The organism is Agromyces sp. 3263 (assembly GCF_031456545.1).
Taxonomy (GTDB): Bacteria; Actinomycetota; Actinomycetes; order Actinomycetales; family Microbacteriaceae; genus Agromyces.
Window position 1 is genome coordinate 1,744,868 of the sequence record NZ_JAVDUV010000001.1, and the last position, 14,902, is coordinate 1,759,769.

General features: G+C 70.8%; 14 protein-coding genes and 1 tRNA gene. 10 read left to right on the top strand and 5 right to left on the bottom strand.

All coding sequences use genetic code 11. From position 1 onward, the window contains the following. Positions 1-128 precede the first annotated feature (128 nt). Both J2X63_RS07975 and J2X63_RS07980 read right to left on the bottom strand, forming a co-directional pair. Positions 129-704: a hypothetical protein gene (locus tag J2X63_RS07975; protein WP_309975882.1), complete on the bottom strand. Its 576-nt coding sequence runs from the start codon at positions 702-704 to the stop codon at positions 129-131. Between the two features lie 11 nt (positions 705-715). After that, complete coding sequence (locus J2X63_RS07980) at positions 716-1,123, bottom strand: DUF4383 domain-containing protein (RefSeq protein ID WP_309975884.1); 408 nt, start codon at positions 1,121-1,123, stop codon at positions 716-718. A 194-nt stretch (positions 1,124-1,317) separates the two neighbouring features. Here J2X63_RS07980 and J2X63_RS07985 point away from each other — a divergent pair, with 194 nt between their 5' ends. The 4 genes from J2X63_RS07985 to J2X63_RS08000 all read left to right on the top strand — a co-directional run bounded on the left by J2X63_RS07985 (position 1,318) and on the right by J2X63_RS08000 (position 6,387). Beyond that, the gene (locus J2X63_RS07985) at positions 1,318-2,604 is read left to right on the top strand and encodes a serine hydrolase domain-containing protein (RefSeq protein ID WP_309975886.1); all 1,287 of its coding nucleotides are present in this window, start codon (positions 1,318-1,320) and stop codon (positions 2,602-2,604) included. A 15-nt stretch (positions 2,605-2,619) separates the two neighbouring features. Then, positions 2,620-3,186 carry a dihydrofolate reductase family protein gene (locus tag J2X63_RS07990; RefSeq protein WP_309975888.1) on the top strand — a complete coding sequence of 189 codons (567 nt, stop codon included), beginning with the start codon at positions 2,620-2,622 and terminating at the stop codon, positions 3,184-3,186. A gap of 100 nt (positions 3,187-3,286) precedes the next feature. Then, positions 3,287-4,924, top strand: coding sequence for an MFS transporter (locus tag J2X63_RS07995; RefSeq protein WP_309975890.1), 1,638 nt, complete (start codon positions 3,287-3,289; stop codon positions 4,922-4,924). Further along, positions 4,921-6,387: a DUF2252 domain-containing protein gene (locus J2X63_RS08000; protein WP_309975893.1), complete on the top strand. Its 1,467-nt coding sequence runs from the start codon at positions 4,921-4,923 to the stop codon at positions 6,385-6,387. Before J2X63_RS07995 ends, J2X63_RS08000 begins: the two co-directional genes overlap by 4 nt. Here the strand turns inward: J2X63_RS08000 and J2X63_RS08005 are convergent. Further along, positions 6,384-8,222 (bottom strand): glycosyltransferase, encoded by a 1,839-nt coding sequence (locus J2X63_RS08005; RefSeq protein WP_309975895.1) that lies wholly within the window; start codon positions 8,220-8,222, stop codon positions 6,384-6,386. The two genes, J2X63_RS08000 and J2X63_RS08005, sit on opposite strands and share 4 nt — an antisense overlap. Before the next feature lie 219 nt (positions 8,223-8,441). Here J2X63_RS08005 and J2X63_RS08010 point away from each other — a divergent pair, with 219 nt between their 5' ends. From J2X63_RS08010 to J2X63_RS08025, 4 genes are all read left to right on the top strand, one after another. After that, positions 8,442-9,899, top strand: coding sequence for a glutamate decarboxylase (locus tag J2X63_RS08010; protein ID WP_309975897.1), 1,458 nt, complete (start codon positions 8,442-8,444; stop codon positions 9,897-9,899). Between the two features lie 11 nt (positions 9,900-9,910). Continuing rightward, the gene (locus J2X63_RS08015; RefSeq protein WP_309975899.1) at positions 9,911-11,548 is read left to right on the top strand and encodes an amino acid permease; all 1,638 of its coding nucleotides are present in this window, start codon (positions 9,911-9,913) and stop codon (positions 11,546-11,548) included. A 199-nt stretch (positions 11,549-11,747) separates the two neighbouring features. After that, a complete protein-coding gene (locus J2X63_RS08020) occupies positions 11,748-12,518 on the top strand; it encodes a phosphatase PAP2 family protein (RefSeq protein ID WP_309975901.1) in 771 nt (256 codons plus the stop codon). A gap of 5 nt (positions 12,519-12,523) precedes the next feature. Further along, positions 12,524-13,333, top strand: coding sequence for a phosphatase PAP2 family protein (locus J2X63_RS08025; RefSeq protein WP_309975903.1), 810 nt, complete (start codon positions 12,524-12,526; stop codon positions 13,331-13,333). Here J2X63_RS08025 and J2X63_RS08030 read toward each other — a convergent pair whose 3' ends face one another. Continuing rightward, the gene (locus J2X63_RS08030; RefSeq protein WP_309975905.1) at positions 13,334-13,711 is read right to left on the bottom strand and encodes a PPOX class F420-dependent oxidoreductase; all 378 of its coding nucleotides are present in this window, start codon (positions 13,709-13,711) and stop codon (positions 13,334-13,336) included. A 98-nt stretch (positions 13,712-13,809) separates the two neighbouring features. Between J2X63_RS08030 and J2X63_RS08035 the strand changes: the two genes are divergently transcribed. Continuing rightward, a complete protein-coding gene (locus tag J2X63_RS08035) occupies positions 13,810-14,001 on the top strand; it encodes a hypothetical protein (RefSeq protein ID WP_309975907.1) in 192 nt (63 codons plus the stop codon). A 93-nt stretch (positions 14,002-14,094) separates the two neighbouring features. On the opposite strand, the gene J2X63_RS08040 is transcribed toward J2X63_RS08035, so the two are convergent. Beyond that, positions 14,095-14,165: transfer RNA gene (locus J2X63_RS08040), tRNA-Gly, on the bottom strand. A gap of 78 nt (positions 14,166-14,243) precedes the next feature. Here J2X63_RS08040 and dcd point away from each other — a divergent pair. Continuing rightward, a complete protein-coding gene (gene dcd, locus J2X63_RS08045) occupies positions 14,244-14,849 on the top strand; it encodes a dCTP deaminase (RefSeq protein WP_309975910.1) in 606 nt (201 codons plus the stop codon). Positions 14,850-14,902: the final 53 nt, after the last annotated feature.

Here is a 14,902-nt window from a genome sequence, read left to right on the forward strand (position 1 = left end):
CGCAACCCGGGGAGGGGCGGCCCGGGATCCTGCTCCCGCGCCGCCCCCGGGGGAGCGACCGGGAGCGTCATCGCCACGCACTCCCGGCCGCCGTCAGTGGGCCGCCGGTGGGCCGTCGGGTGAAACCGTCAATGGTGGTGTGCCGGTTCGGGCGTCGACGACGAGCCCGCACCGCCGTGCTCGCCGTGCGGCACCGCGAGGCGTCCCGCCTCGGTTGCCGCGAGCGCCGGGGTCGCCAGCCCGGCGACGAGCAGCGCCCCCGCCACGAGTCCCACGAGCGACCGGCGGCCGTCGATCGCCGGGCGGCCGGCGGCATTCGGTGCCCCGTTCGCCGCGGCACCCGGGCCGATGGCCCGAGCGCGGCGGCGCACGACGAGGGCGGAGTCGCCGGCGACGACCGCGGCGAAGACGGAGGCCGCGAGCAGAGGACCGGCCGGGACGCCGGCCGTCCCGGCCAGGCCGGTGCCGACGAGCACGGCGGCACCCACGAGCACCGCGACGCCGACCCCGAGGGCGGCACCGGGAAGAACGGGCCGGCCGCGGTGCAGCGAGAGGACGCCCCACGCGAGTGCGACGACGCCGACGGCCGCGAGGACGCCTCCCGCTGCTCCCCCTGCACCGGCGGAGAGGGCGAGCAGCACGAGGCCGGCGCCGAACGCCGCCAGCATCGGCCACGTTCGCGCCATCGTCGCCAGTGCGGTCATGGCCCGGCTCCCTAGGCCACGGCCACGCGTGCGGAGCGCTCGGCTCCGAGCCCGACGCCCAGCAGCACGATGGCGCTCGCCAGGTGCAGGAAGTGGTCGGCGGTGTTGAGCGCCAGGATGTTGGCCGAGGTGCCCGCCAGGAAGAACCCGACGATGCCGAGCAGCAGGTAGGCGCCGCCCACGATCGAGTTCACGGCCTTCGCGGCGGTGACCCCGACGAAGCCGGCGATGAGCAGGGCGGCCCCGATGAGCAGGTGCGCGATGTTGTGCAGCGGGTTGACCTGGAAGACGCCCAGGAGGAGTCCACCCTCCGTGGCGATGAATCCGACGCCGCCGGTGACGGCGAAGCCGAGCAGGCCGACGAGCACGTAGACCGCGCCGAACACGGTCGCGACGATGCGGTTGGGCGAATTGCGCATGGGTGTGCCTCCTTCGTGACCCCGGTGGTCGGGGTGCACGGGTGGTTCGCTGCCGCGCCATTCGCGGATTGGTGGCCGGCGTCGGCGGATGCCCCGTGCGGCATGGTCGTGGCCGCAGATCCTGCCGCGCGGGCACCCGGGCCGTGCTCCCTCTGCGGGTTACAATCAGGTCTGACACAGCAAGGGGGGCTTGCGTGGGTGAACGACAGGGACCATCCCGGCGTCGACGGGGATTCCCCGCCGTCGCCACCGCGGTGGTGCTCGCGTTCGGCCTGAGCGGATGCTTCGGCGCCAGCGTCAGCCCCGTCGCCAAGTTCGACCCGGTCGACGCCCCCTTCGCCGACGACCTGGCCGAGCGGCTCGATGCGGTGCTCGACCAGGCCGTGGCGCTCAGCGGGTCGAGCGGGGGCATCGCCGGGGTGTGGGCGCCGTGGGCGGGGGAGTGGACCGGAGCATCCGGCACCGTCGGCTTCGGTGAGAAGGCCCCCGCGGCGAGGGTCGACGACAGCTTCCGGCTCGCGACCCTGACCACCGAGGTCACGTGCACCGTGCTCCTGCGCCTCGTCGACGCCGGCACCGTGCAGCTCGACGACGAAGTGAAGCAGTACGTCGACTGGATCCCCTCGCTCGACGGCATCACGCTCGAGCAGCTCTGCCGGGACACGTCGGGCCTCGCCGACTACTATCCCGTGCTGCGAAGCACGTTCATCTCGAACCCCGAGCGGATCTGGCCTCCGAACGAGCTCCTCTCCAACGGCCTCGCCCTCACCCGCGTCGGCCCGCCCGGCGAGCAGGTGCGCGAGTCCCGCACCGGCATCCTCCTGCTCGCCTTCGCCCTCGAGCGGGCGAGCGGGCGATCGTGGGCCGACCTCGCCGCGCAGTACGTCTACGACCCGCTCGACCTGGAGCAGACCCGCATGCCGCAGGCGTCGGTCACCGAGCACGCCGGGGTGCTCGGGGCCTACTCGGCGGCCATCACGCCGACCGGCGCCCCCGACTGCGCCGTGCTGGTGGACGACTCGACGCAGTCGAGCTCGATGGGTGGAGCGGCGGCCGGCGCGATCTCGACCCTCGAGGACACCCGCACGCTGAGCGAGGCCTTCGCCACGGGGGCGCTCCTCAGCGAGAAGGCCGAGAAGCAGCAGTGGACCACCATCCCGCTCGGCGGCAACGCGCCTGCCTGGCAATCGGCCGGGATCGGTGGGCTGCAGTACGGGCCGATGCGGGGGACGGCCGGCGAGGTGCCGGGTGCGCTGACCGCCGCGTTCACCGACCCCGACAACGGCCTCACGGTCGTCGTCGCCCTCAACAACTCGACGCCCGGGCCGGATTTCGTGCGCGAGACCGCGTTCGCCCTGGCCTCCATCGCGTCGAAGGCGGATGCCGCGGAGGGGCGCAAGCGGCCGCTCACCGAGCTGCCGTGGTCGGTCGACCAGGCCACGGCCAACATGCAGGCGCTCGGCATCTGCCCGAAGGCCTGACGAAGGAGGCGCCGCATGGGTGCACTGATCTGCGCGGGCATCACGTCGCTCGACGGGTACATCGCCGATGAGCAGGGCGACTTCAGCTGGGGCAGGCCGGACCCCGAGCTGCACTCCTTCGTCAACGAGCTCGAACGACCCATCGGAACCTACCTGTACGGCCGTCGCATGTACGAGGTGATGCGGTTCTGGCAGGACGCCGACACCGAGCACGAGCTTCCCGGCCCCGAGCGGGAGTACGCGGCGATCTGGCAGGACACCGACAAGGTCGTGTACTCCTCGACGCTCACGGAGGTGCCAACGCCCCGCACCCGCCTCGAGCGGGCGTTCGACGCCGACGCGGTGCGCCGCATGAAGTCCGAGGCGGCGCGCGACCTCTCGATCTCGGGTCCGCACCTCGCCGAGCACGCGTTCCGGGCAGGCCTGGTCGACGAGGTCCACCTGTTCGTGCACCCCGTCGCCGTCGGCGGGGGCACGCCGCTGCTGCCACGCGGCATCCGCCTCGACCTGGAACTTCGCGACGAGCGGCGGTTCGCGACCGGCGTCGTGTACCTCCGGTACGGAGTGGTCGCCGCACGGTGAGCCGCCCTTTCCGCCTGCGTCGATCGGTGGCACGATCGGCGTAGGCGGCTGCGGGTCGCCGAACCGCTGGTCGCCTGGGTCGGGCGGGAACGAGGTCGATGTGAAGAACTGGCCGGTCGTCGCGATCCTCGGGAGCGCGCAGTTCGTGATGGTGCTCGACGGCACCGTCATGAACGTGTCCATCTCGACGGTGGTGGAGGACCTCGACACCACCGTCGACGCGATGCAGGCCGCCATCACGTTCTACACGCTGACCATGGCGGCGTTCATGCTGCTGGGCGCCAAGCTCGGAGACGTGTGGGGGCGCCGGCGCGCGTTCGTGATCGGCTCCATCGTGTACGCCATCGGCTCGCTCACCACGGCGCTGAGCCCGAACGTGGTGGTGCTGTTCCTCGGCTGGTCGGTCGTCGAAGGCCTCGGCGCCGTGCTGGTGATCCCCGCGATCGCCGCCCTCATCGCCGACAACTACGAGGGCCACGCGAGGGTGGCGGCCTACGCGATCATCGGCGCGGCATCCGGGGCCGCCGTCGCGGCCGGCCCGCTCATCGGGGGCTTCGTCACCACGTACTTCAGCTGGCGGTACGTGTTCGTCGCCGAGGTCGTCATCATGGCCTTCGTCGTGCTGTTCGCCCGCCGCATCACCGACCGCGCCGGTGCCAGGCCGGTGCGCATCGACCTGCTGAGCGTCCTGCTCTCCGCTGCGGGCCTGGTGTTCGTGGTGTTCGGCATGCTGCAGAGCAAGACGTGGGGCTGGGTCCTCCCGCTGCACCCGCCGCTCCTCAACGGCGCCGCGATCACCCCGCTCGGCATCTCGCCGACCACCTGGTTCATCCTCGCCGGCGCCGCGCTGATCTGGGCGTTCGTGGTGCGCCAGCGGCACCTCGTCTCGGCAGGGCGTCCACCGCTCGTGGATGTCACCCTGTTCCGCATCCTGCGCCTGCGGAGCGGGCTCACCGTGCTGCTCGCCCAGTACGCGATGACCGCCGGCCTCTTCTTCATGATGCCCGTCTACCTGCAGATGACCCTGGGCCTCGACGCCCTGCAGACCGGCATCCGCATCTTCCCCCTCTCCATCTCGCTCATCCTCTTCTCGATCCTCGGCACCCGCCTGGCGCTCGTGTGGTCACCGCGGCGGATCATCCGGGTCGGCCAGGTGCTGCTCGTCGCGGCGTCCTTCCTGCTCCTCGGCGCGGTGGACATCGAGCTCGAGAGTCCGGCCTTCGGCATCGGCATGTTCGTCGCCGGCGCGGCACTCGGCCTGCTCGCCTCCCAGATCGGCAACGTGAACATGTCGAGCGTCGGCGAGGAGCAGTCGAGCGAGGTCGGCGGCCTCCAGGGCGTATTCCAGAACCTGGGCTCGTCGCTCGGCACGGCGCTCATCGGCTCGGTGCTGATCGGCACGCTCGCCACGTCGTTCGCGACCGGCGTCGCGACGAGCCAACTGCCGGCAGACACGCAGGTCGTGGTGGCGGAGGCCACCGACGGCGGCGTGGCGATCGTGCCCGCAGCGTCGGTGCCCGATCTCGCGGCGGAGGCGGGTCTCGACGACGCTGAAGCGGCGGAGCTCGAGCGGGTCTACGTCGACTCGCAGATCGAGGCGCTGCGGGTCTCGCTGGTGGCCCTGATCGTGATCGCCCTGCTGTCGCTGTTCTTCTCGCGCGGGATCCCGACCGACGTCCCCGGGCGACCGCGCAGTGAAAGCCCTGGATCGGATGAGGGAGCGGAGGTCGTGACATGAGCATCGACGAGACGACGGCGACGAACGGTGGGCGAGGTGTCGAGGGCCTCGCCCCGCCGGCACCGACCGACTTCGCAGCCAGGGTCGAGTACGGCAAGGAGGCCAGGCGACGCACCCCGCGGTCGTCGCACGAGGGCTGGACGCCTCCGGCGGGCCGCGCCGACCCGGTCGCCCTGCTCGAGGAGCAGGCGACGACGCGGGTGCCCGAGCTCGTGCCGATCCGGCACGCGCGCATGCTCGTGTCGCCGTTCACCTTCTACCGCGGCGCCGCGCTGCTCATGGCCGCCGACCTCGCCGGCACCCCGGTCTCGGGCATCACGACGCAGATCTGCGGCGACGCGCACCTGTCGAACTTCGGGGTCTTCGGCACGCCCGAGCGCCGGATGGTCTTCGACATGAACGACTTCGACGAGACCCTGCCCGGACCGTGGGAGTGGGACGTGAAGCGGCTCGCGGCGAGCTTCGAGGTCGCCGGGCGCAACAACGGCTTCACCGACGAGGAACGGCACGAGATCAACCTGGCCGCGGTGCGCGGCTACCGGGAGCGGATGCTGCAGGCCGCCGGGTCGCGCGTACTGGACGCCTGGTACGACCAGCTCGACACCGAACGCTTCCTGGCGTTCGTCGAAGCGGAGCGGCAGCGCAAGCAGCTCGGCTCCAAGCAGGTGAAGAACGCGGATGCCGCGCTCGCGAAGGCACGCACGAAGGACAGCATGCGCGCCGTGTCCAAGCTCACGGAGGTGGTCGACGGGCAGGTGCGGATCATGGCCGACCCGCCCCTCATCGTGCCGATCGAGCAGCTCGACCCGGTCGGGCGCACGAGGGAGCAGGAGGAGGACTGGATGCGGGAGGTGCTGGCGTCGTACCAGTCGACCCTCCAGCTCGAGAACCATCCGATGCGGGAGTTCTCCTACGTGCACCTGGCCCGCAAGGTCGTGGGCGTCGGCAGCGTGGGCACCCGGGCGTGGATCGTGCTGCTGCGGGGTCGAGAAGACCAGGACCCGCTGCTGCTGCAGGCCAAGCAGGCCGAGGCGTCGGTGCTCGAGCGGTTCCTGCAGCCCAGCGCGTACGACAATCACGGCGAACGCGTCGTGCGGGGCCAGCGGCTGATGCAGGCGGCGAGCGACATCTTCCTGGGTTGGCACCGCCAGGCCGGGTTCGACGGGGTCGAGCGTGACTTCTACATCCGGCAGCTCCACGACTGGAAGGGCGCGGCCGACGTCGAGTCACTCGTGCCGTCGGGCGCCCGCGTGTACGCCAGGGTTTGCGGGGAGACGCTCGCGCGGGCGCACTCGCGTGCGGGCGACCGGGTCGCGATCGCCTCGTACCTCGGGCACAGCGACCGGTTCGATCGGGCGATCGCGGAGTTCGCCCGAGACTACGGCGACCAGAACGAGCGCGACTACGCGGCGTTCGCGGCCGCCGTCGCGTCGGGGCGGCTCCAGGCGGCGGCCACGGTCTAGCGAGGCGGTGCGCCGTCGCGTCGTCGGACCCGCTGGGCGACGCGCCGCGCGATGCGTCGTGCGGTCGAGCGTGCGTCGGGGAACACGGTGGCCGCCTCGAGCTCGACGTGCGAACCCTCGAGCTCCACGGCGACGGTGCAGGTGAGCGGATGCCGCGGCCCCACGAGCGCGGTGCGGGCGGCGTCGAGGCGCCAGACGACCCGACCAGCGTGCGCTCGCCGCCGCGTGCGCACCAGCCCGCCGTCGGGGCCGCGCGCGGCGAGCGTGATCACCACGAAGGCGCCCGGAGGCAGCTCCGCGAGGCGCACCGAGACCCGCAGCCGCCCGCGCAGGAACCGGACGCGCAGCCGCTCCACCGTCGCGTCCACGAGTGGGACGGGCCGGGCGTGGCGGCGACGCGCATGCTCGAGCACGCGGGCCCAGTCGGCGACGATGCGCTCGTCGTCGAACCGGGCGGCGGACGCGCGGGCCGCGTCGCGCATCCGTTCGCGCGCCTCGGACGGAAGCAACGCGATGCGGGCGATCGCGGCCGCCGCCGCGTCGCGATCGCCGTCGGGCACGAGGGCCCCGTCGACCGCGTCGGTGATCACGTCGGCGGGGCCGTACGGGATGTCGTAGGCCACCGGGATGCAACCGCGCGACATCGCCTCGGCGAGCACGAGCGGTGCTCCCTCCGACGTGCTCGTGAGCAGCGTCCACGAGGAGGCGCCGAAGGCCTCGGCGGCGTCGCGACGGTGGCCGGAGAAGGTCACGGCGTCGCCGAGCCCGGCCACGCTCGCCCTCGCCCTCGCCGTCGCGGCATCCGGCCCATCGCCGAAGACCTCGAGCGTGACGGGCATCCCGCGCGCCCGGCACCTGGCGACGATGTCGAGGGCGTGATCGACGCGCTTGCGACGGGTCAGCTGCGCGACGACGACGCCCGCGGCGGGATCGCGGTCGCGGTCGGCGAGCGGCGGACGCCGCGGTGCGTCGATGCCGTTGGGGACGACGAACAGGTTGCCCGGGTCGGACAGCAGCGCCGCGGCATCCGCTCGCTGCCGCTCGGTGAGGAACGCGACGCCGTCGAACCGCTCGAGGTGCGCGAAGACCGGCCGGCGTGACGGGCGCAGCACGCCGACGGGACGGGCGGAGCCCTGCAGGTGCGAGTTGTGCACCACGTGGACCGTGGTGACGTTCGGGCGCCGGTAGGAGGCCATGAACCGCGCGGTGGTCTTGCTGTCGACGATCGCGAACGCCGGCTCGCCGCCGATCAGCCCGTCGAGCCAGTCGGCGTAGCAGGCCCAGGCGCTCGTCCACTGCCGGGCGGGAGAGCCCGACGCGTCGAACCACGTGATCAGGCGGCGGGGGCCCGAGTCGCGCGCCCGTTCGTCGAGCACGGCGATCGTGCCGTCTGGGCGACGGTGCTCGAGCGCGACCGGTCGGCCGTCCCGGCGCGTCTCGATGAGGGCCGAACCGTCGGATGCCTCGGCGACCGTCGTGCGGTCCACGCCGACCGCTCCCGGCTCCACGGCGACCTCAACGGTCACGTCCGCCCCGCCGGGCGCGGCCGCCGGCGGGGTGCCGGTGCGGAGGTCCTCGTAGAGGTTCCGGAGCCGCATCCCGGGAAGGAGCTCGCCCGAACACTCGAGCCGTTCCCGCACGGACGGATAGTCGGGACGCCCGTCGAGCGTGAGGATGTCGACGGGCCGGCCGGCGATCCGGGCGAACGCGCGCGAGCGGTGCAGCAGGGCCGACGTCATGCCGCCGAACTGGTCGGGAACGCCCCAGGTGACGGTGAGCAGCCGCCCAGCGGGGAAGGACCGCGGGCGCGCGGGGATCGCGTCGGAGGCCGTCACCCTTCAACGCTACCCATGAGAGCACCTTCTGGAGGCCTTGACGACGCCTCGCGTGTACCCCGATCGCCCGCGCGTTTCATGCGATGTGGACTATTGACGGCCGTATACGCCGGGTTCAAACTGGCGAATGGATCGCCTGGGAGCCGACACCCCTACCTCTGCCGTCTCGCGATGGTCCGGCGGTATCGATGCGCAACGAAGCAGATGCAGGGGGAACACATGACCGATCTCAAGCCACGCTCGCACTCCGGTTCCGGTGACGGAGCGGGACCCATCACACCCGACCAGTCCACCCACGCGTTCGCGGGGATCACGGGGCGCAACCAGCTGAATCCCATCTTCGCGCGGGAGGGCGAGGCCACGGACTTCCCGCTGGACCGGCTGCCCGACGCCGAGTCGCTGCCCGAGACGGCGTACCAGATCGTGCACGACGAGGCCATGCTCGATGGCAACGCGCGCCTCAACCTCGCGACCTTCGTCGGCACCTGGATGGACCCCTACGCGTCGAAGCTCTACGCCGAGTCCGCCGACAAGAACATGATCGACAAGGACGAGTACCCGCAGACCGCGGCCATCGAGACGCGCTGCTGGAAGATGATCGCCTCCCTCTGGAACGCTCCCGACCCCGAGAACGCGATCGGCACGTCGACCATCGGCTCGTCGGAGGCGTGCATGCTCGGCGGCCTCGCGCTCAAGCGCCGCTGGCAGGTCGCCCGCCGCGCCGCGGGCAAGTCGACCGAGAAGCCGAACCTCATCCTGTCGAGCGCCGTGCAGGTCTGCTGGGAGAAGTTCTGCAACTACTGGGACGTCGAGGCCCGGTACGTGCCGATCAGCGACGAGCACAAGGTGCTCGACGGCCACGACCTCGAGAAGTACGTCGACGAGAACACGATCGGCGTCGTCGCGATCATGGGTGTCACCTACACCGGCATGTACGAGCCGGTGAAGCAGATCTCCGCGGCGCTCGACAAGATCCAGGCCGACACCGGGCTCGACGTCAAGATCCACGTCGACGGGGCATCCGGCGGCATGATCGCGCCGTTCCTGCAGCCCGACCTCGAGTGGGACTTCCGGGTCGACCGGGTGGTCTCGATCAGCACGTCCGCCCACAAGTACGGCCTCGTGTACCCCGGTCTCGGCTGGGTGGTCTGGCGCACCGTCGACGACCTGCCCAAGGACCTCGTGTTCGACGTGACGTACCTCGGCGGGCACATGCCGACGTTCGCGCTGAACTTCTCGCGCCCCGGGGCCCAGGTGCTGCTGCAGTACTACCTGTTCCTCCGGCTCGGATGGGACGGCTACCGCAAGGTGCAGCAGGCGTCACAGGATGTCGCGGTCTACCTGTCGGGCGAGATCGGCAAGATGGACGCGTTCGAACTCTGGAACGACGGCACCGACATCCCCGTGTTCGCGTGGCAGCTGAAGAAGGGCCACACCGACAAGTGGAACCTCTACCACCTGTCGGAGCGCCTTCGCCTCAAGGGGTGGCTCATCCCCGCGTACCCCATGCCCGATGACATCTCGGACCTGGTGGTGCAGCGCATCGTGGTGCGCAACGGGCTCAGCCGCAACCTCGCCGAGTCGCTCGTGCTCGACATCCAGGAGGCCGTCGCCTACCTCGACGCCCTCGACGCACCCATGCCGCATGAGGGCCAAGTGTCCTCCTTCACGCACTGAGGGGCTGAACCATGACCGAGATCAAGGAGCCGGCGAGTACGCCGGCGGGCACCACTGCACCCAAGCGGGCCGACGGAACGCCGGCGCCATCACCCGACCACGTCAAGCCGCACCCGTTCGAGAAGGTGCCGCACAAGCCGGCGATCGGGGCACCCGGGGTTACCTCGCAGAAGTTCATGTCGCTGATGCAGCTGGCGATCCTGACCGTCGTCGCGGTCGCCTCGCTGCGGAGCCTGCCGGCCATGGCCGGTTACGGGCTCGGGTCGATCACGCTGTTCATCATCCCGGCGATCTTCTTCCTCATCCCGACGGCCCTCGTGGCCGCCGAGCTCGCCACCGGCTGGAAGGGCGGCGTGTTCACGTGGGTGCGTGAGGCGTTCGGCGAACGCTGGGGCTTCCAGGCGATCTGGCTCCAGTGGGTGCAGAACGTCGTCTGGTATCCGACCCAGATCGCGTTCATCGCCGCATCCCTCGCGTTCGTGTTCCTCGACCCGAACCTCGCGAACTCGGGCCTGTACACGGCCATCATCATCCTGGTGCTGTACTGGTTCTCGACGTGGATCACGCTGAAGGGCGGCAACCTCTTCGCCAAGGTGGGTTCGTGGAGCGGCCTCGCGGGCACGATCTTCCCGGGACTGCTGCTGATCATCTTCGGCATCGGCTGGGTGGCGACCGGCCAGACGAGCCAGATCCCGCTCACCGCCTCGTCGATCATCCCGCCGTTCACCGGAATCGCGTCGATCGTGCTCATCGTGTCGAACGTGCTGGCCTATGCCGGCATGGAGGTCAACGCGGTGCACGCGAACGACCTGAAGAACCCCGGCAAGCAGTACCCCAAGACGGTGCTCCTCGCGTCGATCCTGATCCTCGGCATCTTCATCATCCCGACGATCGCGATCGGCCTCGTGGTGCCGTCGAGCCAGCTCGGGCTGACCACGGGCATCAACCTGGCGTTCCAGGCCTACTTCGAGGCCTTCGGGGTGCCCTGGCTCACGCCGGTGCTGTCGCTGCTCATCGCCCTGGGCGCGTTCGCCTCGGTCGTCACCTGGATCGCCGGCCCGTCGCGAGGCCTCCTCGCCGCGGCCCGCAGCGGCTACCTGCCGGCGTTCCTGCAGCGGCGCAACAAGGCCGGCGTGCAGGTGGGCATCCTCACCGTGCAGGGCATCGTCGTGACGCTGCTCGCGTCGCTGTTCATCTTCGTGCCGAACATCAACACGGCGTTCATCCTGCTCGTCGACATGGCGGCGGCGCTCTACCTCATCATGTACATGATGATGTTCGCGGCGGCCATCCGGCTGCGGTCGAAGCGGCCCGAGGTCGTGCGCACCTACCGCGTGCCCGCCATGGCGTTCATCGCCGGCGTCGGGTTCGTCGCATGCCTCGCGGCGTTCTGCCTTGGGTTCATCCCGCCCGAGGGGTTCGCCGAGGGAGCGCCCGGGTGGGCGTATCCGCTGCTCGTCGGGCTGGTCGTGATCGCGCTCGGCGTGCCGCCCCTCATCTTCTACGCGCTGCGCAAGCCGAAGTGGGACCAGCGCACCGCCGAGGAGAAGGCGACCTTCGACGACGTGCTGGTGAACCCGCCGACCGCGTCGACGACCGCGGCGGCGACGGATGCCGCGGGCGGGCGCCCCACGGCGACGACCGGGTAGTCCGACCGGCGACGAACGAGGGGTCGTGGCGCGTGCATCGGCGCCACGACCCTGTCGCGTGCGGCGACAACGCGGCCGCTAGCAGGTTCGGACCGCTCGTGCAATGCTCCGGGCCGTGCTACCCGGCGACGGCGACTGGCCCTACTGTGGAGAGGCCGAACCCGACCTCCCCCGCGGGCGTCGGCGGAGAGGCCTCACGATGACGGAGACGACGGAGCGACCCGGCCGGTTGCGGCGCTTCCACGAGCGGTTCATCGTCGAGGAGCGCGTCGTCCCGGCATCCGCCAAGCGCAACCTCTACATCGTCGCGATCGTGCTGATCGTCGTCGGACTCGCCGCGTTCCTCTTCATCTTCGACTCCGTGCTCGAGGCCGACGACATCTCGACCGTCGACAAGCCGATCGAGCACTGGCTCGACGGCACCCACGCCGACTGGCTCACGACGGTGATGATCGTGCTCGCCACCGTGTTCGGGCCGATCGCGATGCCGATCATCATCCTCGTCACGACGGTGGCCTGGGGCATCCTCGCGAAGCACGCGTGGCGGCCGCTGCTGCTCGCCGGCGGCATGCTCCTCGGCGTCATCATCGTGCAGGTGCTCGCGCCGATCATCTCCCGCGAGCGTCCGCCCGTCGGCGACATGATGCTCGAGATCGACCACACCTCCTCGTTCCCGTCGGGTCACGTGATGGGCGTGGCCGACTTCCTCTTCATCACGACCTACCTCGTCTTCTCGCGGCACCGCAGGCCCGTCATCATGGTGCTCGCGTTCATCGGGGCATCCGTCATCGTGCTGCTGACCGCGGCCTGCCGGATCTACCTCGGCTACCACTGGGCGACCGACGCGCTCGCCTCCATCGCGCTGTCGCTCGTGGTGCTCGGCATCGTCATCGCCGTCGACACCTGGCGCACCGTGCGCGTCGGCACTCCGGCCGAGGTGGATGCGTCGGAGGCGGACCAGGAGGAGTGAGCGCCATGGACGAGCACGCGCAGGCGGACGCCGACCCGGTCGACCGCGAACCGCACGCGCTCGATCCGGCCTCCACCGCGCCGGCTCCGGTGAAGGTCGCTCGGTTCTGGCCTGTGGTGTCGGGCGGCGTGGCGCTCGCGCTCGTCGTGGTGCTCGCCTTCGTCATCTTCTACCGCGAACGCGACAAGCCCTTCGGCTTCGAGGTCGAGTACATGTCGGGGCTCGCCGCGAACCGCGCCGACTGGCTGACGACGCCCGCGCTCGTGTTCAACGCCATCGGGGGCGGGCTCCTCTCGACGTTCGCGGTGCCGGCCGTGATCATCGGCGGGCTGCTGCTGTTCCGCAGGCCGTGGGGCGCCGCGTACTACCTCGCGGCCACCATCGCGAGCGCGACCGTGACGCGGGTGATCAAGGTCATGGTGGCCCGGCCGCGCCCCGAGGAGATCCTGGTGCAACCCGACTTCGGCTCGTTCCCGTCGGGGCACAGCGCCAATGCGGCGGTGACGGCGGCCGCCCTGGGCCTCATCTTCCTGCGCACCTGGGTCTGGGTGACCGGCGCGATCTACACGCTGCTCATGATGCTCAGTCGCACCTACCTCGGCGCCCACTGGATCTCCGACACGATCGGCGGCCTGCTCGTCGGCGTCGGGGTCGCGGTGATCATCTGGGCGCCGTTCGCCAACAAGCTCTACCGAGAACATCGGATGCCGCACCCGCCTATCTGGGTGCGGGCGCGGCACCCCTCCGAGGCTGCATCGGCACCCGCGGGCGCGCCCGATCGCTCGCCTGAGGACTCGGCGTCGAGGGGCGGCTGATCACCGGGTGATCGCGATGCCGATCACCGACTCGGGGCCGTTCAGGCGCGCCGCACCACGAGTGAGCACGCGGCCGAGCCAGCCGTACTTGCGCTCGATCGCCGCCTGCGTGCGGCCGATGCCCTCGTCGGTGAGGAGGCGCGCGTGCGCGTCCACCGGGGCGCCGCGGGGCTTGCCCCGGAAGCTGCATGGCGCGATGGTGACCCGCCCGTCGCGGCGGATGCGCTTGACCTTGCCGGTCTTCCGCTCCGTCCACACGAGGAGCTCGCCGTCGGCATCGGCGACCCACACCGGCGTCGACACGGGCGTGCCGTCCTTGCGGAACGTCGTGAGCAGCATGTACGTCTCCGCGCCGATGCGGGAGAGCTCGTCGGCCATGCCGCCATCGTAGGCACACCGAGTCGGTCTCGCGCTCGAGGAGTTCGGCGAGCGGCATCCGGCGCCATTGGCGTAGCCTGCTCGGCAGGGGGTGCGTGATGACCGACAGAAGCACGAACGCAGGCTGCCTCGCGGGCGGCGGAGCGTTCTACAGTCTCGGGATCTTCGGCGCGTGGGTCTACTTCTGGCAGCAGGCCGATGGCTTCTGGGAGTACGTGGGCGCGATCTTCCAGGGCCTCGTGTGGCCGGCGTTCATGGTCTACGACGTGTTCCACGTGCTCGGCACCTGACCCGAGGCTGCCGGCGGTGGCGGCGTTCGATGCGCTGAGCGACGCCAACCGACCCAGGCATTCGCAGCGGGGCGTCGTGCCGGACCTTCACGGAGCGGATGACGGGAATCGAACCCGCGCTATCAGCTTGGGAAGCTGAAGTTCTACCATTGAACTACATCCGCGTGCGGCATCCGCCCGCCCGTTTCCGCGGGTGACGGTGCAACGGAAGCCATCCTAGCAAGCGTTGCTACGCTGTCAGCGTGCTTCTCTCGGATCGTGACATCAGGGCCGAACTCGACCGCGAGCGCATCGGGCTGGAGCCCTACGAACCAGCGATGATCCAGCCGTCGTCGATCGACGTGCGGCTCGACCGGTACTTCCGGCTGTTCGACAACCACAAGTACCCGTTCATCGATCCGGCCGAAGACCAGCCCGAGCTCACGCACCTCATCGAGGTCCGTCCCGACGAGCCGTTCATCCTGCATCCGGGGGAATTCGTGCTCGCGTCGACGTACGAGGCCGTCACCCTGCCCGACGACATCGCCGCCCGGCTCGAGGGCAAGAGCTCGCTCGGCCGGCTCGGGCTGCTCACGCACTCCACGGCGGGCTTCATCGACCCCGGGTTCACAGGGCATGTCACCCTCGAGCTCTCGAACGTCGCCACCCTGCCGATCAAGCTCTGGCCCGGCATGAAGATCGGCCAGATGTGCTTCTTCCGGCTGTCGTCGCCGAGCGAGCGCCCCTATGGCTCGGCCGAGTACAGCTCGCGGTACCAGGGGCAGCGCGGACCGACGGCGTCGCGCTCCTTCCAGAACTTCCACCGCACGGATGTCGGCGCGACCGACGCGGGGTCCGCCGGCCACTGAGGGCACGCCGGCCGGATGCCGCGCGGCCGCGCCGCGCCGCGCCGCCCCATCAC

What these genes read in the sequence shown, in the direction of transcription:
- J2X63_RS07975 (WP_309975882.1), bottom strand. Translation starts at nt 704, where the DNA reads ATGACCGCACTGGCGACGATGGCGCGAACGTGGCCGATGCTGGCGGCG.
- J2X63_RS08010 (WP_309975897.1), top strand. Translation starts at nt 8,442, where the DNA reads ATGACCGATCTCAAGCCACGCTCGCACTCCGGTTCCGGTGACGGAGCG.
- J2X63_RS08020 (WP_309975901.1), top strand. Translation starts at nt 11,748, where the DNA reads ATGACGGAGACGACGGAGCGACCCGGCCGGTTGCGGCGCTTCCACGAG.
- J2X63_RS07990 (WP_309975888.1), top strand. Translation starts at nt 2,620, where the DNA reads ATGGGTGCACTGATCTGCGCGGGCATCACGTCGCTCGACGGGTACATC.
- J2X63_RS07980 (WP_309975884.1), bottom strand. Translation starts at nt 1,123, where the DNA reads ATGCGCAATTCGCCCAACCGCATCGTCGCGACCGTGTTCGGCGCGGTC.
- J2X63_RS08015 (WP_309975899.1), top strand. Translation starts at nt 9,911, where the DNA reads ATGACCGAGATCAAGGAGCCGGCGAGTACGCCGGCGGGCACCACTGCA.
- J2X63_RS08000 (WP_309975893.1), top strand. Translation starts at nt 4,921, where the DNA reads ATGAGCATCGACGAGACGACGGCGACGAACGGTGGGCGAGGTGTCGAG.
- J2X63_RS08025 (WP_309975903.1), top strand. Translation starts at nt 12,524, where the DNA reads ATGGACGAGCACGCGCAGGCGGACGCCGACCCGGTCGACCGCGAACCG.
- J2X63_RS08030 (WP_309975905.1), bottom strand. Translation starts at nt 13,711, where the DNA reads ATGGCCGACGAGCTCTCCCGCATCGGCGCGGAGACGTACATGCTGCTC.
- J2X63_RS08035 (WP_309975907.1), top strand. Translation starts at nt 13,810, where the DNA reads ATGACCGACAGAAGCACGAACGCAGGCTGCCTCGCGGGCGGCGGAGCG.